The organism is Cecembia lonarensis LW9, assembly GCF_000298295.1.
GTDB lineage: Bacteria > Bacteroidota > Bacteroidia > Cytophagales > Cyclobacteriaceae > Cecembia > Cecembia lonarensis.
The window spans coordinates 68,348-94,345 of the sequence record NZ_AMGM01000001.1; the positions used below are offsets into that span (position 1 = coordinate 68,348).

The 25,998-nt window shown below is 39.1% G+C and carries 22 protein-coding genes; 12 read left to right on the forward strand and 10 right to left on the reverse strand.

From position 1 onward, the window contains the following. Positions 1-2: 2 nt before the first annotated feature. The 5 genes from B879_RS00315 to B879_RS00335 form a co-directional block, all read right to left on the reverse strand. Entirely contained in the window at positions 3-773 is a 771-nt protein-coding gene (locus B879_RS00315) for a LytR/AlgR family response regulator transcription factor (RefSeq protein WP_009183122.1), read from the reverse strand. Beyond that, positions 724-1,704 carry a sensor histidine kinase gene (locus B879_RS00320; protein ID WP_202949552.1) on the reverse strand — a complete coding sequence of 327 codons (981 nt, stop codon included), beginning with the start codon at positions 1,702-1,704 and terminating at the stop codon, positions 724-726. The genes B879_RS00315 and B879_RS00320 overlap by 50 nt, the downstream gene beginning before the upstream one ends. Before the next feature lie 153 nt (positions 1,705-1,857). Next, positions 1,858-3,291, reverse strand: coding sequence for a fasciclin domain-containing protein (locus B879_RS00325; RefSeq protein ID WP_009183124.1), 1,434 nt, complete (start codon positions 3,289-3,291; stop codon positions 1,858-1,860). 168 nt (positions 3,292-3,459) lie between these two features. After that, positions 3,460-4,890, reverse strand: a complete 1,431-nt coding sequence (pyk, locus tag B879_RS00330; RefSeq protein WP_009183125.1) for a pyruvate kinase — start codon at positions 4,888-4,890, stop codon at positions 3,460-3,462. Between the two features lie 13 nt (positions 4,891-4,903). Further along, positions 4,904-5,332, reverse strand: coding sequence for an IPExxxVDY family protein (locus tag B879_RS00335; RefSeq protein WP_009183126.1), 429 nt, complete (start codon positions 5,330-5,332; stop codon positions 4,904-4,906). A 153-nt stretch (positions 5,333-5,485) separates the two neighbouring features. Here B879_RS00335 and B879_RS00340 point away from each other — a divergent pair, with 153 nt between their 5' ends. From B879_RS00340 to B879_RS00360, 5 genes are read left to right on the forward strand one after another with little or no spacing between them, the layout of a single operon-like run. Then, complete coding sequence (locus B879_RS00340) at positions 5,486-5,722, forward strand: acyl carrier protein (protein WP_008629501.1); 237 nt, start codon at positions 5,486-5,488, stop codon at positions 5,720-5,722. A gap of 21 nt (positions 5,723-5,743) precedes the next feature. Then, complete coding sequence (gene fabF / locus B879_RS00345) at positions 5,744-6,997, forward strand: beta-ketoacyl-ACP synthase II (protein WP_009183127.1); 1,254 nt, start codon at positions 5,744-5,746, stop codon at positions 6,995-6,997. A gap of 1 nt (position 6,998) precedes the next feature. Further along, positions 6,999-7,739: a ribonuclease III gene (gene rnc, locus B879_RS00350; protein WP_040400014.1), complete on the forward strand. Its 741-nt coding sequence runs from the start codon at positions 6,999-7,001 to the stop codon at positions 7,737-7,739. A gap of 43 nt (positions 7,740-7,782) precedes the next feature. After that, positions 7,783-9,630, forward strand: a complete 1,848-nt coding sequence (nadE, locus tag B879_RS00355; RefSeq protein ID WP_009183129.1) for an NAD(+) synthase — start codon at positions 7,783-7,785, stop codon at positions 9,628-9,630. 39 nt (positions 9,631-9,669) lie between these two features. Then, positions 9,670-10,779, forward strand: coding sequence for a prolipoprotein diacylglyceryl transferase (locus B879_RS00360; RefSeq protein WP_009183130.1), 1,110 nt, complete (start codon positions 9,670-9,672; stop codon positions 10,777-10,779). Here B879_RS00360 and yidD read toward each other — a convergent pair. Beyond that, on the reverse strand, positions 10,776-10,997 hold the full coding sequence (yidD, locus tag B879_RS00365) for a membrane protein insertion efficiency factor YidD (protein WP_040400002.1): 222 nt from the start codon (positions 10,995-10,997) through the stop codon (positions 10,776-10,778). The two genes, B879_RS00360 and yidD, sit on opposite strands and share 4 nt — an antisense overlap. 108 nt (positions 10,998-11,105) lie before the next feature. On the opposite strand from yidD, the gene B879_RS00370 reads away from it, so the two are divergent. The 4 genes from B879_RS00370 to B879_RS00385 all read left to right on the forward strand — a co-directional run bounded on the left by B879_RS00370 (position 11,106) and on the right by B879_RS00385 (position 18,064). Continuing rightward, positions 11,106-12,518: a POTRA domain-containing protein gene (locus B879_RS00370; protein ID WP_169314507.1), complete on the forward strand. Its 1,413-nt coding sequence runs from the start codon at positions 11,106-11,108 to the stop codon at positions 12,516-12,518. An 87-nt stretch (positions 12,519-12,605) separates the two neighbouring features. Further along, positions 12,606-13,424: a PorV/PorQ family protein gene (locus B879_RS00375; RefSeq protein WP_009183132.1), complete on the forward strand. Its 819-nt coding sequence runs from the start codon at positions 12,606-12,608 to the stop codon at positions 13,422-13,424. After that, positions 13,421-15,520, forward strand: a complete 2,100-nt coding sequence (locus B879_RS00380; protein WP_009183133.1) for a ComEA family DNA-binding protein — start codon at positions 13,421-13,423, stop codon at positions 15,518-15,520. Before B879_RS00375 ends, B879_RS00380 begins: the two co-directional genes overlap by 4 nt. 72 nt (positions 15,521-15,592) lie before the next feature. Further along, positions 15,593-18,064, forward strand: coding sequence for a zinc-dependent metalloprotease (locus B879_RS00385; RefSeq protein WP_009183134.1), 2,472 nt, complete (start codon positions 15,593-15,595; stop codon positions 18,062-18,064). A gap of 122 nt (positions 18,065-18,186) precedes the next feature. Here B879_RS00385 and B879_RS22015 read toward each other — a convergent pair whose 3' ends face one another. Genes B879_RS22015 through B879_RS00400 form a run of 4 tightly spaced genes read right to left on the reverse strand, consistent with a single transcriptional unit; the run spans position 18,187 to position 20,370 of the window. Further along, positions 18,187-18,321 (reverse strand): DUF2256 domain-containing protein, encoded by a 135-nt coding sequence (locus tag B879_RS22015; protein ID WP_083847908.1) that lies wholly within the window; start codon positions 18,319-18,321, stop codon positions 18,187-18,189. After that, positions 18,318-18,860 (reverse strand): hypothetical protein, encoded by a 543-nt coding sequence (locus B879_RS00390; RefSeq protein WP_009183135.1) that lies wholly within the window; start codon positions 18,858-18,860, stop codon positions 18,318-18,320. Before B879_RS00390 ends, B879_RS22015 begins: the two co-directional genes overlap by 4 nt. Positions 18,861-18,892: 32 nt before the next feature. Next, positions 18,893-19,249, reverse strand: coding sequence for a nucleotide pyrophosphohydrolase (locus tag B879_RS00395; protein WP_009183136.1), 357 nt, complete (start codon positions 19,247-19,249; stop codon positions 18,893-18,895). Positions 19,250-19,296: 47 nt separating this feature from the next. Then, positions 19,297-20,370, reverse strand: a complete 1,074-nt coding sequence (locus B879_RS00400; protein WP_009183137.1) for a mannose-1-phosphate guanylyltransferase — start codon at positions 20,368-20,370, stop codon at positions 19,297-19,299. A 237-nt stretch (positions 20,371-20,607) separates the two neighbouring features. On the opposite strand from B879_RS00400, the gene recQ reads away from it, so the two are divergent. The 3 genes from recQ to ricT all read left to right on the forward strand — a co-directional run bounded on the left by recQ (position 20,608) and on the right by ricT (position 25,997). Then, positions 20,608-22,788 (forward strand): DNA helicase RecQ, encoded by a 2,181-nt coding sequence (recQ, locus tag B879_RS00405; protein ID WP_009183138.1) that lies wholly within the window; start codon positions 20,608-20,610, stop codon positions 22,786-22,788. Positions 22,789-22,802: 14 nt separating this feature from the next. Continuing rightward, positions 22,803-24,098: a phosphoribosylamine--glycine ligase gene (gene purD, locus B879_RS00410; protein WP_009183139.1), complete on the forward strand. Its 1,296-nt coding sequence runs from the start codon at positions 22,803-22,805 to the stop codon at positions 24,096-24,098. 135 nt (positions 24,099-24,233) lie between these two features. Next, entirely contained in the window at positions 24,234-25,997 is a 1,764-nt protein-coding gene (ricT, locus tag B879_RS00415) for a regulatory iron-sulfur-containing complex subunit RicT (RefSeq protein ID WP_306413678.1), read from the forward strand. Position 25,998 lies beyond the last annotated feature (1 nt).

Sequence of the window (25,998 nt, forward strand, 5' to 3'; positions counted from 1 at the left end):
TATTATTGATTTATCCAACTTTTAAATTCATTTACCCTTTCTCTTGCTACAATGATCTGGCGATCATTTAGTGTACACAAACTAAGAAGTAATCTCCCATTTAAGTATGGCTTCATTTCAATCAAATGTTCTATATTGATTATCATCGATCTATTAATCCTGTAAAAAACCTTTGGGTCTAGTAAGCCACTTTCCAATTCAAAGAGTGAAAAATCCACAATGGCTTTTCGATTTGAATTGGTTTCTTCCATGTAAGTTAAACCATTCTCAACATAAAAGCAGGCAACATCTTCAATATTCACAAATCTCAATTTACTTCCTGATTTGGCTAAGAACCTCCTTTTAAACTGTTTTTGAGAATATTCCTGAATTATCTGGTCAATGATCCCTTGGGTAAAAGTGGACTCTGTTTCCTTAGAAATATATCGTTCTGCTTTTTCAAAAGCTCTTTCCAGCCTTGATTTATCTATGGGCTTGAGTACATAATCCAAACAATTGTGCTCGAAAGAATTAAGAGCGTATTGATCAAATGCAGTAATAAAAATGATAGGCTGTAAAATGTTTTTTCCTTTTAAAGCAGAAAAACTGATTCCGTCTGCAAGGTGAATATCACATAAAATAAGATCAAAACTTAACTCCGAATGAAAAACTCCTTCCAATTCTGTGATCGTTTGAGCATGCATCACAATTTCCCAACTAGGTCTAAGTTCCTTAATAAGCGATTTAATTCGCTGAAAGGTCAATGGTTCGTCTTCTACTACCAGTATTTTCATTTGGATCTATCAAAGGTAAAGCAACCTGAAAGAAGTCGGATGTTTGTGTAACTTCAATCTTTTTACCTAAGAACTTATAACGATCAATAATGTTTTGGATTCCAACTCCGGTAGAGTAACTTTTGTCCTCTTTTTTACGCAACTCATTTTTAATAATACACTTTTCACCCTCAATAATGAGTGAAACCTCCATTGGATGCTGTACTGTGAAAATATTATGTTTGACTACATTTTCTACCAAAAGCTGAAGCACTGCTGGTGGAATTTGGTGCTGCAGTAAACTTGAATTTATTTCTTTTTTGAAAATCAATGCATCTTGGAAGCGCATAGATAATAAATCAATATAATCCCTCAAAAAATTTAATTCTTCTTCCAAAGTGGTTAATTCCTGCGTGTTGTTTTTTAATATATACCGATAAATATTGGACAATTTTAGCAAATAAAGATCTGCCTTTTCAATATCCTCATGCATTAAATTGGATAAAGCACTTAGATTATTGAAAAAAAAATGTGGGTTGATTTGATTGTTTATTGTAGCCAATTTGGCGTTTGCATTTAGCGTTTTCAACTTTTCCGCTTCCAACTCTTTGGCTTTGAATTTTTTGAAAAAGAAATATATCGCATTTAATGTATTCAAGAATAAATTAATGCGAGAACCAAAAGCACTTGTTAATAGGAAGTTTTGGCTGGAATAAGAAAATGGACCACCTAACCAATAACCAGTTACTAATACAGATAATAAACTGATTATTGTCACCGCAACAAGGCTTAAACCAAATTGAATAATTAGGGGATGGATTTTCCTAGAAAGGTTTGAAACGTACTTTTCAATCCAAGCATTTGACAACCATACTGCATATACAATACAGACAATTAAAATAAAAGCCACATTCACAGGAAGTTCTGCTTGGTATAATCTATCTCCGTCCAACAATAAAATGTTAAGGAAAGAGTACAATCCCAATATTGCTGGAAATAGAAATTTAAGCCTGTGATTGAACATGATTTTTGGAGTAATTATTTAGGGGTTATCCAAAAAAAATAACCCGGGAGAAAGCCATCTCCCGGGCAATATTATTCAATTTTAATCTAAGGTTGGCAATACCACACCATCGATTACATGTACTACACCATTCTGAATGGCCACATCTGCAACTACCACATTGTAAGTAGATCCAGCAGCATCAGTAACCGTTACTCCGTCAGCGGAACGGGTTACAGTCAACTCCTCACCAGCTAAAGTAGGTACTGTCTGAGTTCCATCAGCAAGATCAAAGGAGAACGCCTCGGCTGGAACTACATGGAAGGTCAATACTTTTGTTACTGCCTCTGCACCTAACGTTGCAATCAATTCTTCAAGAGAACTTAATTCCAATGCTTCAAGTAGATCTAAAAAGGCTTGATTGGTTGGAGCAAATACTGTGATTTCATCTGCATCTAAAAGTGCTTGTCCCAAGCCGGCGGCTGTTACAGCTTCAAGTAAAATGGTCAAATCAGCTGCGGTGGCTGCTTCCACTATATTTGGCAAGGTCAGCGCAGGTACTAAAACACCGTCAATCACGTGAACTACACCATTTTCAATCTCTACATCAGCAGCTACCACATTAGCAGTTCTACCCAAAGCATCTGTTACCGTTACACCATTACCATTTCTTGTAACGGTTATATCCTGTCCTCCTAAAGTTGGGAATACGTTTGTTGCTTCTAGGTCTCCTGAGAACGCTACTGCAGGTACCACATGGAAACCTAATACGGTTTGAAGATTGTCAAGACCACCTATTCTAGCCACTAGTTGATCTAAATTGGCAGCATTGAATGCTTCCAATGCATCGGCAAAAGCATCATTGGTAGGAGCAAAAACAGTAATGGCATCGGCAGCTAAAAGTGCATCAGCAAGACCATCAACTGCCGTCACAGCAGATAGTAAAGTAGTCAAATTAGCGGCGGTAGCTGCTTCTACCAAGTTTGGGGCAGGAACTTCAGGCATTTCAAGTTCAGGTAATAAAACCCTGTCAATTACATGCACTACACCATTTTGAATCTCCACATCAGCAGCAATTACTGTTGCAGTATTACCAACTGCATCGATTACTGTCACTGTATTTCCGGAACGGTTAACTGTTAAAGATTGGCCGGACAAAGTCGGAACAGTGTTGGTGGCGTTCAAGCTGCCAGATAAGGCAACAGCAGGTACTACGTGAAAACCTAAAACAACTTCCAAGTTTTCCGGACCTCCGATCGCATCTACCAGTTCAGGAAGGCTAGAAGCACCAAAAGCAGCCAATGCAGCGTTAAAAGCTTCATTAGTGGGGGCAAATACAGTAATGGCATCTGCATTTAGCAATGCACTTCCAAGACCTGGAACAGCATCGACAGCCGCCAGCAAAGTAGTCAGTCCAGCAGCATTAGCTGCATCTACTAAATTAGGTGCAGGCATTTGAGGCTGAGGGTCATCATTACAGCTTACCACTGCAAAAAAAAGCGCTCCAGAAAGAAGCAATGTCATTAATCTTTTCATAGTTGATCAGTTTTTAGTTACCCTTCAATAACACCGATCAAATAAAAAGGATATTGAAAATTACCCGAAATGGGTAAATGTTAAGTCCAACCGTAGAATACAAAGGTTAAACTGTATAAAAAAAACCGGAAAATGATCCGGTTTCTTTTATATAGTTTTGATTTAAATTTACTCCACTTGATGGATTTTGAGCATATTGGTTTTACCCTTGGCTTTCAAAGGCATACTGGCTGTATTGATGATGATATCTCCTGTTTTAACATATCCATCTTTTTTCAATTGGTTTTGAATATCCAGAAAGGTGGCATCAGTAGAAACATTGCTTTCATAATGATAAGATCTTACACCCCATACCAAACTCAATTGGGTCATTAATTTAATGTTTCTTGTAAATACAATCAAATTTGCTAATGGTCTAAATGAAGCAAGTCTCAGGGCCGTCATCCCTGAACTGGTTATACCAATAAGGGCTTTGGCCTTAACATTTCTCGAGAGTCTTGCAGCCATTAAAGTGAGGTTTTTGCTGTAAAAATTAGGATCATCTTCCGGGATTTTATATAAGTGATGGAAAACATCGTGATTATTTTCAATGTAATTGATAATGCTGCTCATTGCTTTTACGGAGTTAACAGGGAAATTTCCGGAAGCTGTCTCAGCAGAAAGCATTACAGCATCGGCACCGTCCAATACAGCAGTGGCAACATCATTTGTCTCAGCTCGGGTCGGTCGGGGATGAGAAGTCATACTCTCCAACATTTGAGTAGCAATGATGACTGGTTTGCTGGATAGCTTACATTTGGAAACCATCTGCTTTTGCCATAAAGGTACTGTCTCCATAGGAACTTCAACACCAAGGTCTCCTCTGGCTACCATGATGGCATCTGTTGCCTGAATGATCTCATCAATATTTTTCAATGCTTCAGGCTTTTCAATCTTTGCAACTATTTTACAGTCTTTTCCAGATTTGAGAATTCTATCTCTCAAGTCTCTGATATCATCTGCCGACCTTACGAAAGAAAGGGCAATCCAATCCACATCCTGTTCTAGTCCAAACTCTAAATCTTTCAGGTCCTTTTCTGTTAAGGATGGCGCAGATACTTTGGTATTTGGCAAATTGATTCCTTTTCTGGATTTCAACACCCCCCCATGAATTACTACGCAACGTACATTTTTCCCATCCGTATTATTTACGGCCAATTCTATGTTTCCATCATCTATTAATATTCTATCTCCTTGCCTCACGTCATTGGGAAGATTCTTGTATACAGTGCTGACAAGTTCCGCGTTTCCGACAACAGGGTCATTGGTGATGGTGATCTTTTGACCTGGACTGATCTGTACACCTCCATTTTCCATCTCCCCTACCCTGATTTTTGGGCCTTGTAAGTCCTGAAGTATGCCAATATTTAACCCTGTTTCTTGATTGATTTTCCGGATCATCTTAACAACCTCTGCATGGCCAGCATGATCACCATGTGAAAAATTCAATCTAAAAACATTGGCTCCAGCATTTGCCAAACTATATAAGGTATCGTAGTTATTGGATGCCGGTCCAATGGTGGCTAAAATTTTTGTCTTGTTGTAAAGTGCAATACTCATTGATTAATTGGGATTAATAGGTTAGAAGATTTTCTTTTGATTTCAGTTTAGCAACATCAAGTTTTACGATGTTCTGTATGTACCTTACCTGGGTTAGGCGCTCAATATACATATTTAAATCCAATTGAAAAGTTAGGTCCTGTAGCAGGAGAAAGTAATCAATCATCCTTAATTCAGGAACCAAGTAGAGTACTTGGCTACTTTCTTTGAAAGACCTGTTTTTTAGCAACTGCGTGTATCCATGGTCTTTCTGATCCACATATTGGGAAATTTTCAACTGGGTTTGATTGACAAACTCAGGCTCAAAATCATTAGCTTTCACCAGCTTAAGTCCTAAGGTTCGGTTAATCACCCAAGCCATCTTGTAATCCTTGATTGGGGCGACCAAACCTAAGAGTTCAAAATCATACTGATGTTCAACGAATAATTTTGTTTTCTTCATTAATAGGAAGAATTATTGAAAGACAAATTTAGAAATATTCCTGCAAGTACAATTGTGGAATTAGATATCTTAAATTTGTTTGAGACATTTTTTTGGCAAAAAGGCATTTAATACATTTCTTTGCGGAGTGTTTTAATTTAAACTGATCAAAAAATGTCTGAAATTGCACAAAAAGTAAAAGCCATTATCGTTGATAAGTTGGGCGTAGAAGAATCTGAAGTTACTCCTGAGGCTAGCTTCACTAATGATCTTGGTGCTGACTCTCTGGATACAGTAGAGCTCATCATGGAATTCGAAAAAGAATTCAATATCTCTATTCCAGATGATCAAGCTGAGCAAATCGGCACTGTTGGTCAGGCTATCAGCTACCTGGAAGCAAACGTAAAATAAATAATCACTTAAAATTCATTTATGAATTTAAGAAGAGTTGTAGTAACAGGCCTAGGTGCCCTTACACCCATTGGAAACACCGTCGAAGAATTCTGGAACGGTTTATCGAATGGGGTGAGCGGCGCTGCGCCTATTACTAGATTCGATGCCTCAAAATTTAAAACCCAATTTGCCTGCGAAGTCAAAGGGCTGAATGTAGAGCAATTTATCGATAGAAAAGAAGCCAGGAAAATGGATCTTTTTACCCAAATGGGATTGATAGTTGCCGACCAGGCCATTATTGACTCGGGGCTTGATCTGGAAAAATCCAACCTCAACAGAATTGGAGTGATCATGGGATCGGGAATTGGTGGACTACGATCCTTTCAAGATGAAGTCACTGACTTTGCCAAAGGAGATGGAACACCAAGGTTTAACCCTTTCTTCATTCCAAAAATGATAGCCGATATCTGTGCTGGATTCATTTCTATCAAATATGGTTTCAAAGGACCTAATTTCGTGACTGTATCCGCTTGTGCATCAGGCACTAATGCAATCATTGATGCTTTCAATTATATCAGGCTTGGCAAAGCAGATATTTTCGTTACCGGCGGAACAGAAGCAACGGTTACTGAGGCGGGTGTTGGTGGATTCAATGCTTTGAAAGCACTATCCCAAAGAAATGATTCCCCACAAACTGCATCCAGACCTTTTGATAAAGAAAGAGACGGTTTCGTTTTAGGGGAAGGTGCAGGTTGCCTAATTTTAGAAGATTATGAACATGCCAAGGCACGGGGAGCCAAAATATATGCAGAAATGGTTGGTGGCGGGATGTCTGCGGATGCTTATCACCTGACAGCCCCACATCCTGATGGTGAAGGCGCTGGCAATGTGATGAAAAATGCCCTTGAAGATGCGGGTATGAAACCTGAGGACATTGATTATATTAATGTTCATGGTACTTCTACTCCTTTGGGAGATATCAGTGAGATAAAGGCAATCCAAAAAGTTTTTGGAGAGCATGCTTTTAATCTGAATATCAGCAGTACAAAATCCATGACAGGCCACCTGCTTGGAGCGGCCGGTGCCATTGAAGCAATAGCCTCCATTTTGGCTATTCAAAACAGTCTTGTTCCTCCTACCATAAACCACTTTACAGACGACGAGGAATTTGATAGCGGTTTGAATCTGACTTTTAACAAAGCTCAGAAAAGAGAAATCAATGCTGCGTTAAGTAATACTTTTGGATTTGGCGGGCATAATGCCTCAGTCATTTTCAAAAAAATCAGTGAGTAAATTGAGACTTTCCAGATTACTCCGGTTACAGTCTGTTTTTTACAACAAATCAGAAAAAAGGCTTGCTGCCGCCATCAAACATATGGTGGGTAGTAAGCCTTTTAACTTAAAGCTGTATAAACTTGCAATAAAGCATGCATCTGTAGCCAATGAAAGCATCAACGGTCTTAAAATTTCAAATGAACGTTTGGAATACTTGGGAGATGCAATTCTTGGAGCAGTAGTTGCCGAATTCCTATTCATTAAATTCCCCTACCGTGATGAAGGTTTTCTTACCGAGACCCGCTCAAGGATGGTCAACAGGGAAGCGCTAAACCAAATAGCGATTAAAATAGGCCTCTCCAAAATAATAGAAAAAGAATTCAAGGGGAAAAACCTCAGCGCCCATAAATCAATTTTCGGGGACACATTGGAAGCCTTAGTGGGCGCCGTCTATTTAGATCGTGGCTATCATTTTTGTAAAAAATTCATCCTAAAAAGAATCATCATTCATTTTGATGTGGATGGTATCATCACCACAACAACCAATTTTAAGAGTAAAGTAATAGAATGGTCACAAAAGGAAAGCAAGGAGGTGGATTTCGAAATGCTTTCGGTATCAGGAAATTCACGGTTCAAAGAATTTCATGTACAAATAACCATTAATGGTGAAATTTTGGCAGACGGTAAAGGGGCAACCAAAAAGAAAGCAGAACAAGATGCTTCCAAAAATGCCTGTGAAAAACTTAAACTTGATATCTAGAACACTCTTAATGAATTTGGTGTTTTGAAGATTTAAAAGAAATATGTCAACCCTTAGAATTTCATGCGCTACAGTCAATCAAACGCCTCTTGATTGGACTGGTAATTTACAGCATATTGTTGCCTGTATCAAAGAGGCAAAAAATCAAGGTGCTGACATAGTATGTCTTCCTGAGCTTGCTTTGACCGGCTACGGCTCTGAGGATCTGTTTTTAAGTTATTGGTATCCCCAAAAAGCCTTAAGCCAATTGCAAAAAGTCATCCCCTTCTGTGAGGACATTACAGTAGCTGTGGGATTACCGGTAAGAATACAGGAAAAGGTTTACAATTGCATGGCTATCATTGAGGATGCAAAGCTGAAAGCATTTGTAGCCAAACAGTTTATGGCCATAGATGGTGTACATTACGAATTTAGGTGGTTTACCCCCTGGAGCCATGGACAAGTTATCTCCTTTGACTTTTTTGGCAGCAATATTCCACTCGGAGATCTGATTTTTGAGAAAAAAGGAATTAAATACGGGTTTGAAATCTGCGAAGATGCCTGGCGTGGACCCGTGAGACCTGGTTTTAGATTAAAAGAAAGAAAAGTTGATGTAATTTTTAATCCCAGTGCAAGCCACTTTGCTATGGGCAAAACACTTCAAAGAGAAGAATTAATCAAGGAAAGTTCTACTTTATTTGATGTGACTTATTGTTACATCAATCTTTTGGGTAATGAATCCGGCAGGATGATTTTTGATGGCGAAATCATGGTGGCTGCAAATGAAGCAATCCTGATTAAAAATCCCCTACTTTCTTTCAGGGATTATCAGGTCTTACACTTTGATTATCAAAAAGAAAAAACTGATTATCCTCCCATTACCAGTACAGTAGATAAAAACGAAGAGTTTGTACAAGCAGCAGCCTTAGGCTTATTTGATTACCTCAGGAAAAGTAAAAGTAAGGGCTTTGTGCTTTCATTAAGCGGCGGAGCAGATTCCTCCACCATTGCCATATTGGTTTCGGAAATGGTCAAAAGAGGTATCAATGAACTGGGATTGGACAAGTTTTTGGAAAAACTACAAATAGACTTTCACACTAGTTCCGATCACCCTGAAAAGGAAATTGTAAGAAAAATATTTACTACCGCCTATCAAGCCTCTGAAAATTCTTCCGATGCGACTTTCGAAAGTGCAAAGAACTTAGCGGATAGCATTGGTGCCGAATTTTTACATTGGGAAATTTCTGAGGAGGTAAAGAGCTATACATCAAAAATTGAGCAGGCAATTGGCAGGAAATTAACCTGGGAACAGGATGACCTTGCTTTACAAAATATTCAAGCCAGGGCAAGGTCCCCAATCATCTGGATGTTGGCCAATATCAAAAATGCCCTTCTTTTGAGTACTTCAAACAGAAGCGAGGGAGATGTGGGTTACACCACTATGGATGGTGATACCAGTGGAAGCATTTCTCCAATCGCGGCAGTGGACAAGCATTTTATCATTCAATGGTTAAAGTGGGCTGAAACCCATTTGGGGTATCCTGGACTTGCATGGGTAAATAGTCTTCAGCCCACCGCAGAACTTAGACCACAGGAGAACATGCAAACCGATGAATCTGATTTGATGCCTTATTCATTGATTGTAGAAATCGAAAGGTTAGCTATCCGGGACAGAAGGTCTCCCATTGATATATATTTAAACCTTAAAGACGAATGGGACCTGGCGCCGCAGACTTTAAAAAATTACATAAAAAAGTTTTTCAGGCTTTGGTCCAGAAATCAATGGAAAAGAGAAAGATTGGCTCCCTCCTTTCACCTTGATGAATTCAATGTTGATCCAAAAACCTGGTACCGTTTCCCTATCCTATCAGGTTCCTTCGAAGAGGAGCTAAAAGAATTGGATAATAATTAAAAAAGGGTAATTTCACATCCTTCCGAGAACGAAAACATCATGAATACAATAGATTTTATTTTAAGTTATGTAGTTTGGAGTCCAAATCCAGCTGTTTTTCCAAGTTTTGAAAGGTTAAGATGGTATAGCTTATTGTTTGCCACGGGATTTATCATCTCCCAACAAATCATGTTTTATATCTATAGAAAAGAGGGAGAAGATGAAAAATTGGTAGACAGATTGACCATCTATATGGTTTTATCCACCATCATTGGAGCCAGATTAGGTCATGTGCTTTTCTACGAGCCTGAAAAATACCTCAGTAATCCTATTGATATTCTCAAGGTATGGGAAGGTGGTTTGGCCAGTCATGGGGCTGCCATAGCCATTTTAATCGCCCTTTACCTTTATGCCCGAAAAATACCCAGCCAAAGTTACCTATGGGTCGTAGACAGAATTGTCATTGTGGTAGCTATGACTGGTGCGTTGATACGGGTAGGAAATCTGATGAATTCAGAAATAGGTGGAAAACCAACCGCAAGCGATAGTGGATTCGTTTTTGCGAGAGATACGGAAGAAATTCTGGAAACCATGAGAATCCCTATCCTCTCGGTAGATGCCTACAAACCAGGGGATAGGTCTTCGGAACTTACAGGCAATGGCATTGTACCTGTAAATTTTGACATTCATATTGAAAAGGGTGGTTTTAGTGAGGCCGACTTAAGGACAGCCTTAGAGACTGATGTAAAATATGTATTGACAAGATTCCGAAGTTCTCAAAAATACTTGTCTGAAAGTCCGGAAACCCCTTTAAACTACAATTTAACTGATAAGGGAGATCATTATCTTGCCACGGTTTTCACCTTTGGTGTGGCCCGCTACCCAACACAGATTTATGAAGCCGCAACCTATTTTATCATATTCCTTTTGCTGTATTTCTTATGGCAGAAGTACCAATCCAGGCTTCCAGATGGGCTATTCTTAGGCTTGTTTTTAATTTCTGTATTTGGAATGCGCTTTGTTTGGGAATTTCTCAAAGAGAATCAGGTAGACTTCGAAGAAGGACTTACCTTTAACATGGGGCAAGCTTTGAGCATTCCTTTGGTTATTGGAGGTGTTGTATTGGTAATATTGGCCCTAAAACGCGGTTTCAAGCCTGGTGAAAGTTAAGGCACTGGATCATGCCCATGTCCACCCCAAGGATGACAACTGCCAATCCGCTTGATCGCTAGCCATCCTCCCTTCAAAACCCCATGCTTCAAAATGGCTTCTTTCGTATATTGGCTACAGGTGGGTGTATACCTACAGGCAGCGGGGAATAGAGGAGAAATCAGGTATTGGTAAAACAATACTGGTAAAATGGCTATTTTCCTAACGAAAGTTTTCAAAATATAAATTCATTTATAACAGAATATAAATATTTACATTAAAGTTCAGTAAATAAAAACAAGTCCTAGAAATTGTTAGGTATTATTAAAAATACTACCCTCTTATTGATGATGTTCATCTCCTTATCACTGCCTTCAATTGGCTTGGGACAAGTAGATGATGCGGATACTGTTTTACTTGATTTGCCTGAAAAAGTGGTGATCAACAATATCTATATCATTGGGAATGAAAAAACCCGGAAAAACATCATCCTTCGTGAAATTGATTTACAAACAGGGATTGTGTATGATTGGGAGGAACTCATTCAAATGATTCGGGCTGATGAAAAAAAAATATACAACCTTCAATTATTCAATACGGTCGAAATCACTCCTTTGATAACAGGACCTGAGCAAATTGAATTACTGGTTGCTGTAACTGAAAGGTGGTATATAATCCCCAACATTATTTTGAATTTAGCGGATAGAAACCTGGCAGAATGGTGGACCAACCAAAACCGGGACCTTTCAAGGTTGAATTATGGTGGAAGATTGATTCATAACAATGTGGGGGGGAGAAATGAAAAATTAAGGGTAGGTGGACAATTTGGGTTTGTCAGGTCAGCAGAAATTGGCTATAGCAAACCTTACATAGACAAAAAGCAAAAACATGGACTAGCCGCCCAATTCACTTATTTTACACAGAGGACTATTCCTGTAAAATCAGTTGACAACCGACAAATCTTTTATCGCAATGAAAATGAGGAGGTACTAAGAAGAAATTCAGCTGCCTTTTTAAGGTATACTTACAGGGGGAGTTTTTATAATTTCCATTTTGTGACACTTGGTTATACCAATACCTGGATCAATGAAGATGTGTTTACCCAAAACCCCAATTTCTTTATCCATGGAGACAATCGACTACAATTCTTTGTCTTGAGTTACAACTACAGACATGATAATAGGGACAATATTGCTTACGCTACCGAAGGCCAACTGCTTAACCTGTCTTTGACCAGGTATGGATTATTGGGCCGAGATGATGTGCAGGACACGGAATTCACCATGAATGCCAACAAATACAAAAGGATCAGCCAAAGATTTCATGTGGTGACAGGGCTATCATTCAATCAATTTTTCGGACAAAGACAGCCATTTACATTGGTAAGAGGGATAGGATATAATCCATTCTTTATTAGGGGTTATGAACTTAATGTAGTAGAAGGCCAACAGGTAATCGTCCATAAAAACAGTCTTCGCTTCAAACTCTTGGATACAGGACTGGATGTGGGAGATTATGTTCCATTAGAAGAATTTTCTTTCATACCATTTCGGGTTTTTCTAAGTGCTAATTTTGACCATGGCTATGTTAACGACCGTAACCAAATTCCTGAAAACCTCCGTTTGACCAATAAATATTTATATGGATATGGTTTGGGTTTAGATTTAGTCACTTTATACGATATGGTTTTCAGGTTTGAATACTCCTTGAACAACCAAAATGAAAGCGCATTTTTCTTCAATATTCGTGCTCCATTCTGATTTAAAAAGTTATCCGTTTATATCCGATTAATAGAGGATAAATCCCTTTTATAAAATGTAAATTAGCCATGTACTATTTTACTTTTTATGAAATGGCTGATACCCATATGTATTTTTTGCATAGGCATTAGCACACTTTGGGCACAGGGCACAGAGACCTTCCCCAAAGGTGCCAGAAGTATGGGGATGGGCAATGCCAATGCTACCCTCTCTGATGTGTGGAGTGTTTTTAATAATGTAGGCGGTTTAAGTCGCATAGATCATTCCCAAGTTGCTTTTGGCTATGACCATAGATTAGATTTGAATGAATTAACTACCCTTGCAGCGGCTTTGGTTTTCAAAAGAAAAGATTTTGGTTGGGGCATTGGGGTTTCCAGCTATGGTTCGGAATATTTTTCCCAGCAACATTTTGGACTGGCTATTTCCAATCAGTTGGGGATTGCTAGTCTTGGACTAAAAATCAACTATTTCCAGACCAGTATTGAAGGCTTTGGCACCGGCAGAGCAGCCATACTTGAATTTGGCGGCATTGCTGAACTCAGTCCAGAATTATTTTTTGGGGCGCATGTTTACAATCCCACCAGGGCAAAATTTGGAAAGCATTCACCTGACCACCTGCCGACTGTGATAAAAGCAGGGATTTCCTACAGACCTGCTGAAAAACTTTCTGTTCAATTAGAAGCCGAAAAAGACATTGTGCTTGATCCTTTATTAAAACTGGGCCTAGAGTACAATTTATTGAATAAAATTTGGGGAAGGATGGGAATCAATACACTCAGCTCCCACTTATTTTTTGGCATCGGCTTTCAAGGTAGGACAATTCACTTTGATTATGCCATCACCCAGCACCCTGCATTGGGGTACACCCATCACTTTTCTGCCAATGTCCAATTATCAAAAAAATGAGGAAGGAATGGATAATTCTGTTAGTACTGCTTATTCAGCTTGATTCCTTACAGGCTCAAACCTACAAAAAGGGAGAAATTGACATGGAAAATTTCATAGAAGACCTCTTTGGTATGCAACGTGAAGAAGAAGATTATGAAGAGCTTTATGAAGGATTGTTACAGGTTTTGCTGAACCCCATCAACCTCAATAAAGTAGGGACTGAGGAACTTAAATCACTTTATGTACTGACCCCATCACAAATTCATCAATTTTTGCTGTACCGGAAGAATTTCGGGAACCTTTTATCCCTCTACGAACTTCAGGCCATTCCAGAGTTTGATCTGGAAACAATTTACAAAATCCTTCCTTTCGTAGTTATTGATGAAAGAACGGTGCAACGTGGTTCTCTCTGGAGCAGAATGTCTGAAACAAAAGATGCTTACTTTATTTTCCGGCATAGAAGGGTCTGGGAAACAAGAAGAGGTTTTACCCTTCCAGATACCCTAATTAATGGTAATCTGACCAGTAGATATCAAGGGGACCCCAATTCCCTCTATGGAAGGTTCCGAATCCAGCAGGGTAAAGATTTCAGTCTTGGACTTACTTTTGACAAGGATCCGGGAGAAGAGTTTATTTGGGATCCTCCAAGTAATCGATATGGATTCAATTTTCTTTCCTACCACTTCACGCTTTTCAATAGAGGTAACTGGAAGGCCATCAGCATTGGGGACTATCAATTACAATTTGGTCAAGGCTTAGTGTTTGGGGCTGGGTTTGCCCCTGGAAAAGGTGCTGAGACCATTACAACGGTTAGGAGAAGCAGTTTGGGAATAAGACCCTACACGGCTGCTTTAGAATTTGGTTATTTTAGGGGCGTAGCAGCCAGCAAACAATTGGGGCCGGTCCAAATTACCCTGATGGCATCCAATGCCCCAAAAGATGCCAATGTTCAGCTAGCTATGGACAGTTTAGAGCAGGATCAAGCCATAATTACCTCACTTCAGCGAAGCGGTTTACACAGAACCCCCACGGAAATCAGCTATAAAAATCAAGCAAGAGAAAAAAACCTTGGGGCAAACATTCAATTTACCAGCCTTAACAAAAGGTTGCAGATTGGAGGAAACTCCCTGTACACGGAGTTTAGCCAACCCTTTATCCGCACCCCCAGGGTTTACAACCAATTTGAGTTTTACGGACAAAGCAATCAGATTCATAGCCTTTATTTTTCCTACAATTTTCAGAATTATTACTTTTTCGGGGAATCAGCCATTTCTTCCAGTGGTGGTATGGGGACCATTTTAGGAATGATGAGCAGCCTCCACCCCACCTTGGCCTTCTCTTTACTTTATCGAAATTATCAAAGAAACTTCCACAGTTTCTATGGCAATGCCTTTGGGGAAGGCTCAAGACCCATTAATGAAAAGGGAATTTATATGGGGTTGAATTTTAGACCTAACCAAAAATATAATTGGTCATTTTACTATGACCGCTTTGAATTTCCCTGGCTTAGATTCAGGGCTTACGCTCCCTCTTGGGGGAAAGAATGGTTTTCCAGATTTACCTACACACCAAGCCGCAAAACATTAATATTTTTTCAATTGAGACAAGAATCCAAGGCCAGGAACCTCAGCGAATATCCCGGATATCAATCCCCATATATCATGGATCAAGGTATTAAAACCAATTTTGCATTCAATCTTGACCAAAAACTGGACAATACCTGGAGCATCAAATCAAGAGTAAATAGCAGTACTTTCCAATTTGGTGGAAATTTAAGCAAGGGCTTTGCCATCAGTCAAGACTTGAATGCAGACTTTAACCAGTGGAGATTTTCCTCCAGGATCGTTCTTTTCGACACAGATGATTTTGATAATCGTCAATTCATCTACGAAAGAAATGTACTGTGGCTTTTTTCCATTCCTGCCCTTCATGGACAAGGGATGCGGTATTATTTTTTAACACAATACCGCTTGAGCCCTAAATTGACATTTTGGGCAAGGTTTGCAAGGACCATATTTACAGATAGAGAAGTTATAGGTTCCGGCTTACAACAGATCTCAGGAAATGCAGTCACTGAAACCACCTTTCAGCTGAGGTATCAGTTTAATAGGTAATTTTCCACCATTGGTTATTTTTGATCAGGCCTTTTTGATAAATTGTAAACAATAACAAACCACCGATCAATTATGAAAAAAATATTACTCTGGACCTTCTTCATTGCAGCTGTAACTACCAGTGGAATTTGTGCACAAAGCATAGACCGCAGCAAAATGGAAAAAAAAGAAGGGTTTTTCACCCTTTATACCGATGAAGACAAAGGAAAAGTTTATTTGGAAATCGATAAACTTGATTTTGAGTTTTTATATGTCAACTCTATGCCAGCAGGTATTGGGTCCAATGATATTGGTCTAGACAGAGGACAGCTTGGAAGGACCAGAATTGTTGAGTTCAGAAAATCAGGGAATAAGCTACTTTTAGTACATAAAAATTACGATTTCAGGGCATACAGTGATAATCCAGCTGAAGTAAAAGCAGTTAGAGACGCTTTTGCAGAATCGGTAATCTGGGGCTTTGATATCAGTGAAAATGATAAAGGCACATACCTGATAGATGCTACAAACTTTTACCTCCAAGATGCCCATATGGTGGCAGAAAGACTGGGAAGTTCAAGGCAGGGCACATACAAGCCAGATGCCTCTAGAAGTAGCATCTATTATCCCATGACCAAAAATTTCCCTAAAAATACCGAAGTAGAGGCCACCGTAACTGTAACGGGAACTCCTACAGGAGGGTACATTCGATCCGTAACCCCTTCCCCTGAGTCGGTGACAGTGAGACAAAGACATTCATTCATTGAATTACCAGATGATGGGTATCAGCCCAGGGAATTTGACCCTCGCTCCGGATATTTTCATATCAGCTATATGGATTTTACCAGCCCTATCGGTGATCCAATGGTGAAAAAATATATCTCGAGGCATAGATTGGAAAAAAAGGATCCTTCGGCGGCTGTATCAGAGGTGGTTAAGCCGATTATCTACTATCTGGACAGGGGAACACCCGAGCCGGTCAGGTCTGCCCTGATTGAAGGAGGAAATTGGTGGGCAGCAGCTTTTGAGGCTGCAGGCTTCAAAAATGCTTATCGGGTAGAGTTGATGCCAGAAGGTGCAGACCCTATGGATGTCCGGTATAATGTGATTCAATGGGTTCACCGTTCTACAAGGGGTTGGTCTTATGGCTCCTCTGTAAGGGATCCAAGAACTGGTGAAATTATCAAAGGACATGTCACATTGGGTTCTCTTAGGGTAAGACAGGATTTTTTAATTGCTCAGGGACTTTTACAGCCCTTTGAAGACGGACAACCCAAAAACCCAAAAATGCTGGAAATGGCATTGGCCAGGTTGCGTCAATTGTCAGCCCATGAAATAGGCCATACCCTTGGCTTGGCGCATGCTTATGCCTCCTCTCCTACCAACAGAGCTTCTGTCATGGACTACCCCTATCCTTTGATCAAAATGGATACAAATGGTGAAATTGATCTTTCTGAGGCCTATGATGATAAAATCGGAGCTTGGGACATCTGGGCAATCCGCTATGGATATGAGAACGTACCTACAGGACAAGAGGAAAAGGCATTTTTAAGTAGAATGCTGGAAGATACTTATGAAGCTGGCCATACTTTTATTTCAGACACTGATTCCCGGCACCCCAGTGGTTCTCACCCACATGCACATTTGTGGGATAATGGAGAATCTGCAAGCGAAGAATTATATCGCCTGATGGATATCAGAAAAAAGAAAATGGAATCCTTCGGGCTTAATACCATAGAGGAAGGACAGCCTGAAGCTTTGATGGAAGAAGTTTTGGTTCCCCTTTATCTGATGCACAGGTACCAGATCGAAGCTGCAAGCAAACTTTTGGGTGGCTTAGACTACACTTACAAGGTTAAAGGCGATAATCAAAGGGTTCAATCCAGGTTAGATGCACAAATCCAAAATAAAGCTTTAAATAGCTTATTGAGTACCATTAGGCCGGAAAACCTAGCTGTTCCAGAACATATTTTGGATAGAATCCCTCCTAGACCCATGGGCTATGCTAGAAACAGAGAAACTTTCCCCTCGAGGAATGGGTTGAACTTTGATCCTTTAGCTCCAGCTGAAAATGTGGTGGACATGGTTTTTGGATTTTTATTCGAGGCAGGAAGAGCAAATAGGTTACATCAGCAAGCTTTGATGGATAACAGACTACCATCTTTCAGTTCAGTATTGGATAAAACAGTGGAAAATGTTTTCGGTAGCCCATACACAGAAGATTATTTTGGAGAAATTAAGATCATGACAGAAAGTAAGCTGGTGGATCATTTAATTGCCTTAGCCAATCATCCACAGGCCACTGTTTCTGTTAAGTCAGAAGTTAGAAGACAACTGAAGGGGCTTGTAAGTGATGCTGAATCACGACGGGAATCATTGTATAAAACTTTAATGCGGAATAGATCAGGATTGACAAAATCGCATAAAAACAATGTAGATCAATACCTAGCTGATAAGATTATCGCCTATTTGGAGCTCCCAGAGAAGCTTAGTATACCTGCTGAGATTTCAATCCCCGATGGTGCTCCTATTGGTTCAGATGATATGTCCTGTGATTTTGATTTTTGATTAAGGATAACGATAGTGAGCATGCCATATGAATCAAATTAAGTCTCCAAGGTTTGCATGCTTACCATTTGAATAAAAACATGCCAAATAAAAAAGCTGTCCCTAATTCAGAGACAGCTTTTTTATTTGGTACGGATAGAAGCACATTTTTTGGAACAGTATTTTACATTTTCCCAATTTTTCTCCCACTTCTTTCTCCAAGTGAATGGCCTTTTACAAACAGGGCATACTTTTGTTGGAAGGTGCTGTTTTTTCATGCACTTATCAATCCCCTTACAAAACGATATGTTACCAAAGTATCTAACCATTCAGCAGTCGCAAAATCATAAAGTGATTTATTAACTTCGACATCAATGGTCGATTGGTCAATTAAATTAATAGCTGTAATCTGGCCAGCTTGAGGAACCATTGGCTGCATCCTAAGTACAGCAAATGCATTGGTTTCTTCTGCAAATACCACGGTAAGCGATTGGTTTTCTACCGGAAAACGAATGATAGGCACTCCTGATTGAATGGTCAAGACATTAGGAAAAAAAAGGGGAAATTGCATTTCATCCATTTCTGCCGAAGATAAGGTCATCCTTTTAATTGATGTACTGGATCCATCTTCTACTTGACTAAGAAAATTCATAGAAGTATCTCCATCATTATTGAGGTCCATAGCCCTGTCCATAGAAATCGACTGTAAATTGTAATTCCCATAAAAAAAAGGACGAGGAGCTTCATCCTCCTTACAGGCAAAAAGTCCCATTAAAAAAACAATGATCAACAGTTGTGAAAACTTAATATTATTCATGATATTTTTTTAAGGAGGTTACTTATAAACCCCTATTTCAATTTAAGGTTTTGCTTGTGCCTATCTTTATCCCTGATATTCTTCTTTTCAAAGTTTTTATGCAAAGCCTCAGTCAGGTTTACACCAGTTTGATTGGCCAAACAGATCAATACCCAAAGTACATCTGCCATTTCATCTGCTAAATCTTTTCCTTCATCTGAGGTCTTAAAAGATTGTTCTCCGTACTTTCTTGCCATAATTCTGGCCAATTCACCTACTTCTTCCATCAGAATGGCCGTATTGGTCAATTCATTGAAATATCGGACTCCCACCGTGCGGATCCATTCATCAACCATTTTTTGTGCCTCGGCAATCGTAATATCTTTTTCAGACCTATTATTTTCATTCATTTTTTAAACATATTATATCCTGCGCGATAAATTTTACATCAGGGTGATTAAACGAAGCCCTCTCCTTTGCTCTTGGCATCATGTACAAAAGTTCTGAATTTTTTTTCTGCATCCAGTTTACAAATCAAAAGCACATTTTCACTTTCGTTGACCAAAAAGTTATCCAAGCCCTCGATAACAACCAACTTATCCTTTCCTACTTTAACAAAACAATTATGGACATCATACAAAATCGCATTGGCATCCACAACATTATTTTGCTCATCTTTTTGATGATTTTCGTGTAAACCCAACCAAGAGCCCAAATCAGACCAACTGAAATCCCCCATTACCATATAAACTTCTTCAGCCTTTTCCATAATTCCGTAATCAATAGAGGTATTTTTAACTAAACTATAGGCCTTTTGAATAAAGGGCTTTTCCTCTTTACCGTTATAATATTGAATTCCTTCCTCAAAAACTTCAGCCACTTCAGGCATGTATTTTTCAAATGCTTTGAGGATACTGCTAGCTTTCCAAACAAAAATGCCGGAATTCCATACAAAATCCCCACTATCTAAAAATGCGCGGGCCAATTTCAAGTTTGGTTTTTCAGTGAAAGTCTTGACTTTTTTAACCGGGTTTCCAGGTTCGGAATGGTATTGAATGTATCCATAGCCTGTCTCAGGCCTATTGGGTTTAATACCGATAGTAATCAATTTAAAATCAACCTCACAGGCTTTTAAAGCAATATGAAGCTTTTCATGAAACTTTTCTTCCTCAATAATCAAATGATCAGAAGGCGTTACAATGATTTTTGCCTCGCTGTTCTTTTGGGCTATTTTATAACTGGCATAAGCGACACATGTAGCCGTATTCCTTCTGAGCGGTTCTGTTAAAATCTGTTCTTCAGGAATATCCGGTAATTGTTCCTTTACTAAATCAAAATATTTCTGATTGGTAACTACGAAAAAATAATCCGCCTTTGATAATTTGATGAACCTATCATAGGTCATCTGCAACAAGGTCCTACCTGTTCCAAGAATATCCAGAAACTGCTTGGGTTTATTATTTCTGCTGTAAGGCCAGAACCTGGAACCAATTCCACCAGCCATGACTACGATATAAGGTTTTTCCTTCATTTATTTAGTTGTGCTTTTCATACAACAGATCAAACTACCAATTAACAAGATAGGATACTTTTTAAATTTACAAGGATTATATCTAACCTTGGCATACTTTTATAATACATCTTTTAATATTTTTTATTAACTTCAAAAATGCCGTGTTTAATGATTAAATTTGTATCAAAGGTAAAAAAATAAATCCTTTTCGTTTAAGTCACCCGAAAACCGGCAACTTATAAAATAATATTTGCTGTGGATCAATTCGTAAAAGAAAAACTAAAGAAAATATTCGGTTTCAGTCAATTCAGAGGAAACCAAGAGCCCATTGTTGACAATATTTTAAAAGGTAAGAACACTTTTGTCATTATGCCAACAGGAGCTGGGAAGTCGCTTTGCTATCAACTTCCAGCTGTAATTCAAGATGGTACAGCAATTGTCATTTCACCATTAATTGCATTGATGAAGAATCAGGTGGATCAACTGAATGCTTTTGGTATCAATGCACATTTCCTCAATTCGACCCTCAATAAATCAGAAACAAATAAGGTCAAAAAAGAGGTCCTATCCGGTAAAACGAAGCTACTTTACGTAGCTCCTGAATCACTTACCAAAGAAGAGAACATTCTTTTCTTGAAAGATGCCAAATTAAGTTTTGTCGCCATCGATGAAGCACATTGTATCTCGGAATGGGGACATGATTTTAGGCCTGAATACAGAAAGATCAAATCAATTATTGCCCAGGTAGGCGAGAGTCTTCCGATAATTGCGCTGACGGCTACCGCTACACCAAAAGTGCAGCAAGATATTCAGAGAAATCTTCATATGGAAGAGGCGGATTTGTACAAATCCTCCTTCAATAGGACCAACCTATACTATGAAGTCCGTCCAAAAATAAAGAATGAGACGAAAAAACAGATCATTAAATACATCAAATCCCATAAGGGGAAATCTGGAATTATTTACTGTCTCAGCAGGAAAAAAGTAGAGGAAATAGCAGACCTCCTCAAGGTAAATGGTATCAAAGCAGCTCCCTACCATGCCGGACTTGATCAAAGTGTCAGAATAAAAAATCAAGACGATTTTTTAAATGAGGAAGTAGATGTAATTGTGGCTACCATTGCCTTTGGTATGGGAATTGACAAACCTGATGTTCGCTATGTCATCCATTATGATGTGCCTAAATCATTGGAGGGATATTATCAGGAAACCGGAAGGGCCGGCAGAGATGGACTTGAGGGACACTGCCTCATGTTTTACCGTTATGAGGACATCATCAAACTGGAAAAATTTAACAAAGATAAGCCAGTTACTGAAAGGGAAAATGCGAAGGTTCTTTTACAGGAGATGGCCGCTTATGCCGAAAGTTCAATTTGTAGGAGGAAATTCCTATTGCATTATTTTGGAGAACTTCTTGAAGATGATTGTGGCTTCTGTGATAACTGTAAGAAACCAAAGGAAAAATTTGATGGGACTGATTATTTGATGATAGCACTTGAAACTGTTAAAAACACCAATAACAGGTTCAATATGGATCACTTGATCAATGTAATCCGGGGCGAGTCCAATGATTATATAAAAAGCTATAAACATGACCAATTAAACGTTTTTGGAAAAGGTAAAGAGGACGATGAAAGGTTATGGAAAACAGTCATTCGACAATCCATGATCGGTGGCTTTCTGGAAAAGGATATCGAAAATTATGGTGTGATCAAACTCACTGCCAAAGGAGAGAAATATCAGAACGAACCCTACGCGGTTACATTCTGCAAAGACCACGATTTCGAGTCAATGCTAGAAAATGAAACTCCGGAAGAAGCACCTTTAGCAGGCGGAAAAGCCTATGATGAAAAATTATTTGAGCTTTTAAAAGCAGAACGAAAAAAAGTAGCAAAAGCAAAGGGCCTTCCACCTTACGTCATATTCCAAGACCCTTCCCTAGAGGAAATGGCTACAGTATACCCTACTAGCAGGGAGGAATTGGCACAAATTAATGGCGTAGGCATGGGTAAAGTGGCTAAATTCGGAGGCCCTTTTCTCAAACTTATAGAAAACTATGTGGAGGAAAATGATATCATAACGGCCTCAGATGTCGTGGTAAAAACCGCAGGTACAAGGTCAAAAGTGAAGATTTCTATTATCCAACAAGTGGACAGGAAGATTGATCTGGATGAAATAGCTTCTAATCTCAACCTTTCAATGGCTGAACTTTTGCAGGAAATAGAGCAGATTATATACAGTGGCACCAAACTGAATATCAATTACTACATTGAAAACATCATGGATGAAGAAAGGGAAGACACCCTCCATGATTATTTTATGACTGCTGATACAGATAACATCCGTGTGGCGTTACAGGAGTTAGAGGAAGAAGATTTTGCTGAAGAAGAAATCCGTGTCTATCGGATCAAATTCATCTCAGAGCATGCCAACTAAATAGAAAATTACAAATGAATATATTGTTGATAGGAAGCGGAGGCCGTGAACATGCCTTCGCTTGGAAAATTGTAAACAGTAAGAATTGTTCGCAACTTTTTGTAGCTCCTGGAAATGCCGGTACAGCAGCAATTGCCCAAAATGTCGCCATTGAGGTTACAGATTTTGAAAAGATAGGCCAATTTGTGCTGGATAATAAAATCAATATGGTGGTAGTGGGGCCTGAAGAACCGCTTGTAAAAGGCATAGTGAATTATTTTGCTGAAAGAGACGATCTAAAAAATATCCCGGTAATAGGCCCTGATCGAAAAGGGGCCCAACTGGAAGGATCTAAGGATTTTTCTAAAAAGTTTATGGAAAAATGTGGTATTCCCACTGCTGCTTCCATGACTTTTACTGCTGAAAATTTTGAAGAAGGGCTTGAGTTTATTGAATTACAAGAACTACCGATAGTACTTAAGGCGGATGGATTAGCCGCCGGAAAGGGCGTATTGATCTGCCAAAGCCATGAAGAAGCCAAATCTTCCCTGAAAGAAATGCTTTTAGAATCTAAATTTGGTAAGGCTTCTGAAAAGGTCGTGGTTGAACAATTCTTATCAGGTATTGAAGTATCTGTATTTGTAGCTACTGATGGAAATAGCTACATCATTCTTCCCGAAGCCAAAGATTACAAAAGGATTGGTGAGCATGATACAGGCCTAAATACAGGAGGAATGGGCGCTGTAAGTCCTGTCCCCTTTGTAGATCAGCAATTTCTAGAGAAAGTTGAAAAAAGAATCGTGATCCCAACCATAAAAGGACTGGAGCTACAAAATATTCGTTATCAGGGCTTTTTATTCATCGGGTTAATGAATGTCAATGGAGACCCGTATGTCATTGAGTATAATGTAAGAATGGGGGATCCCGAGACTCAAGCTGTCCTGCCAAGAATTAAAAGCGATTTTGTAGATTTACTCTATTCCATGGGAATAAAGCAGCTTGGAAATTATAACTTTGAGTTGGAAAATTTCTGCACCACCACCGTAGTTATGGTGGCCGGAGGCTATCCTGAATCTTATAAAAAAGGAGATGCCATCCATGGACTGGATCAAGTTCAAAGTGAAAACGTGCTTGTTTTTCATGCTGGCACGCGATTAGGAGATTCCGGAAATATTCTTACCAATGGAGGTCGGGTCTTGGCTGTTACCGGCACGGGAAAAATATTAGAAGAAGCATTACAACATGCTTATGAAAAAGTGAAGAAGATCCACTGGAATGATGCTTATTTCAGAAAAGACATTGGACAAGATTTATTGAAATTTAAAAAGTAAATTTACTCAGGAGGAGAGCGATCTCCCTAAATATATATATTATTTATGGCAGGATGTAATAGCTGCTCAACCACCTCAGGAGCTAGTGGGGGCTGTAAAAATAACGGCACTTGTGGTACGAGCGATTGTAATAAAATGAACAGTTTCGATTGGCTTTCCCATATGGGGATTCCAACTGATGATAAATTTGATATTGTAGAGGTTAAATTCAAAGGTGGACGCAAAGATTACTATAGGAATGTGGATCATTTGTATCTAACAACGGGAGATCCCATAGTAATTGATGTACCTAATGGACACCATATCGGCTATGTTTCTCTACAAGGTGAATTGGTTCGCCTTCAAATGCAAAAGAGAAAAATCAAAAACGACGATAACATCCTGAGGATATATCGCATAGCCAATCAAAAGGACATTGAAAAATGGGAAGAAGCAAAAAACAGAGAGGTTCCAACACTCTACCGATCCAAACAGATTATTGAGGAGCTGGGTCTCCAAATGAAGCTATCTGACATAGAATATCAAGCTGATAATTCAAAAGCCACCTTCTATTATTCAGCCGATGACCGTGTGGACTTTAGAGAGTTGATAAAAATATTGGCCTCAGAATTCAAAATAAGGGTAGAAATGAGGCAAATTAGCCTTAGACAAGAAGCGGGCAGGATTGGAGGGATTGGCATATGTGGAAGAGAACTCTGCTGTTCTACTTGGATTCATGACTTTAAAAGTGTTTCTACAGCTGCGGCGAGGTATCAAAATCTATCATTAAATCCAAGTAAACTTTCAGGGCAATGTGGCAGGCTTAAGTGTTGTCTGAACTATGAGTTGGATACCTATATGGCGGCCTTGGAAGATATACCGCAGATAGAAAAACCTCTACAGACAGAGACCGGTCCTGCCAAACTTCAAAAAACTGATATCTTCAGGAAATTGATGTGGTTCAGCTACAACAATGAAAACAACTGGCACTCTATTACCTGTGAAAGGGTTAAAGAGATACAGGAAATGAATGAAAAAAACATCATCCCATTTGATCTTCACAATAATAAGGAGAAAGAATTTGATGAAGAAGTCCTTAAGTCTACTTTAGAACTAGAAAGACTCGATAAAAAATTCAGTACCAAAAAGAAAAAGAAAAAAGAAGAAAGGGAGCAAATAACCTTGAGGAAACTGAAGGGGCTAAAAGCAGAAAACAGCCCTCTCAAACGCACTCCAAAGAAGATTCCCTTAATTCCGGTCCAACCGGAGGCGCAAGAAACAGAAGAAGCAGGCCTAGCCGAAAAAACCAATCGGAGAAAAATGCATCACAAGGCCCAAATAAAGAAACTTCTTCCGGTCTACCCAAGCGTCAGAACCAATCTGCCGAGCAGGAAAATAAACCTAAAAACAAGGGGAAAAGAAGGTTTCCGCCCAGAAACAAGGGGGGACAAAATAACAGTGGGCAAAATGAGTAGAAATTTAATTTTACTCCTCTTCATTATGATTTGGGCTGGAGCTTGTTCCGAAGGCAGGGAGTTTGAGGACTACCAGGGCATGGAAAAACTTTCTTGGAGCCTTAATGACACCGTTTATTTTGTAATGAGCCCTCCTTTACCTCAGGGACCATCAATTCTGGCCATTAAGTATAATGCAAATTATCCGTACCGTAACCTCTATGTCAGATATATTTTAACGGATAGTTTGGGTGAAATGATGGAGTCAGACTTAATCAACGTGGCTTTGTTTGAGCCTACTTCTGGGCGCCCTATTGGAAAAGGGTTTGGAAATACATTTACAAAATATGACACCCTGTTTCTCCAAAACACGAGTCCTTATCAAAAAATTGAGTTTTTACAATACATGAGACTTGATGAGCTAGAGGGCATAGAAGCTATAGGACTTAAGCGATTGAAAAAATGAT

What these genes read in the sequence shown, in the direction of transcription:
- B879_RS00315 (WP_009183122.1), bottom strand. Translation starts at nt 773, where the DNA reads ATGAAAATACTGGTAGTAGAAGACGAACCATTGACCTTTCAGCGAATT.
- B879_RS00325 (WP_009183124.1), bottom strand. Translation starts at nt 3,291, where the DNA reads ATGAAAAGATTAATGACATTGCTTCTTTCTGGAGCGCTTTTTTTTGCA.
- pyk (WP_009183125.1), bottom strand. Translation starts at nt 4,890, where the DNA reads ATGAGTATTGCACTTTACAACAAGACAAAAATTTTAGCCACCATTGGA.
- B879_RS00335 (WP_009183126.1), bottom strand. Translation starts at nt 5,332, where the DNA reads ATGAAGAAAACAAAATTATTCGTTGAACATCAGTATGATTTTGAACTC.
- B879_RS00340 (WP_008629501.1), top strand. Translation starts at nt 5,486, where the DNA reads ATGTCTGAAATTGCACAAAAAGTAAAAGCCATTATCGTTGATAAGTTG.
- fabF (WP_009183127.1), top strand. Translation starts at nt 5,744, where the DNA reads ATGAATTTAAGAAGAGTTGTAGTAACAGGCCTAGGTGCCCTTACACCC.
- nadE (WP_009183129.1), top strand. Translation starts at nt 7,783, where the DNA reads ATGTCAACCCTTAGAATTTCATGCGCTACAGTCAATCAAACGCCTCTT.
- B879_RS00360 (WP_009183130.1), top strand. Translation starts at nt 9,670, where the DNA reads ATGAATACAATAGATTTTATTTTAAGTTATGTAGTTTGGAGTCCAAAT.
- B879_RS00370 (WP_169314507.1), top strand. Translation starts at nt 11,106, where the DNA reads ATGATGTTCATCTCCTTATCACTGCCTTCAATTGGCTTGGGACAAGTA.
- B879_RS00375 (WP_009183132.1), top strand. Translation starts at nt 12,606, where the DNA reads ATGAAATGGCTGATACCCATATGTATTTTTTGCATAGGCATTAGCACA.
- B879_RS00380 (WP_009183133.1), top strand. Translation starts at nt 13,421, where the DNA reads ATGAGGAAGGAATGGATAATTCTGTTAGTACTGCTTATTCAGCTTGAT.
- B879_RS00385 (WP_009183134.1), top strand. Translation starts at nt 15,593, where the DNA reads ATGAAAAAAATATTACTCTGGACCTTCTTCATTGCAGCTGTAACTACC.
- B879_RS22015 (WP_083847908.1), bottom strand. Translation starts at nt 18,321, where the DNA reads ATGAAAAAACAGCACCTTCCAACAAAAGTATGCCCTGTTTGTAAAAGG.
- B879_RS00390 (WP_009183135.1), bottom strand. Translation starts at nt 18,860, where the DNA reads ATGAATAATATTAAGTTTTCACAACTGTTGATCATTGTTTTTTTAATG.
- B879_RS00395 (WP_009183136.1), bottom strand. Translation starts at nt 19,249, where the DNA reads ATGAATGAAAATAATAGGTCTGAAAAAGATATTACGATTGCCGAGGCA.
- B879_RS00400 (WP_009183137.1), bottom strand. Translation starts at nt 20,370, where the DNA reads ATGAAGGAAAAACCTTATATCGTAGTCATGGCTGGTGGAATTGGTTCC.
- purD (WP_009183139.1), top strand. Translation starts at nt 22,803, where the DNA reads ATGAATATATTGTTGATAGGAAGCGGAGGCCGTGAACATGCCTTCGCT.
- ricT (WP_306413678.1), top strand. Translation starts at nt 24,234, where the DNA reads ATGAACAGTTTCGATTGGCTTTCCCATATGGGGATTCCAACTGATGAT.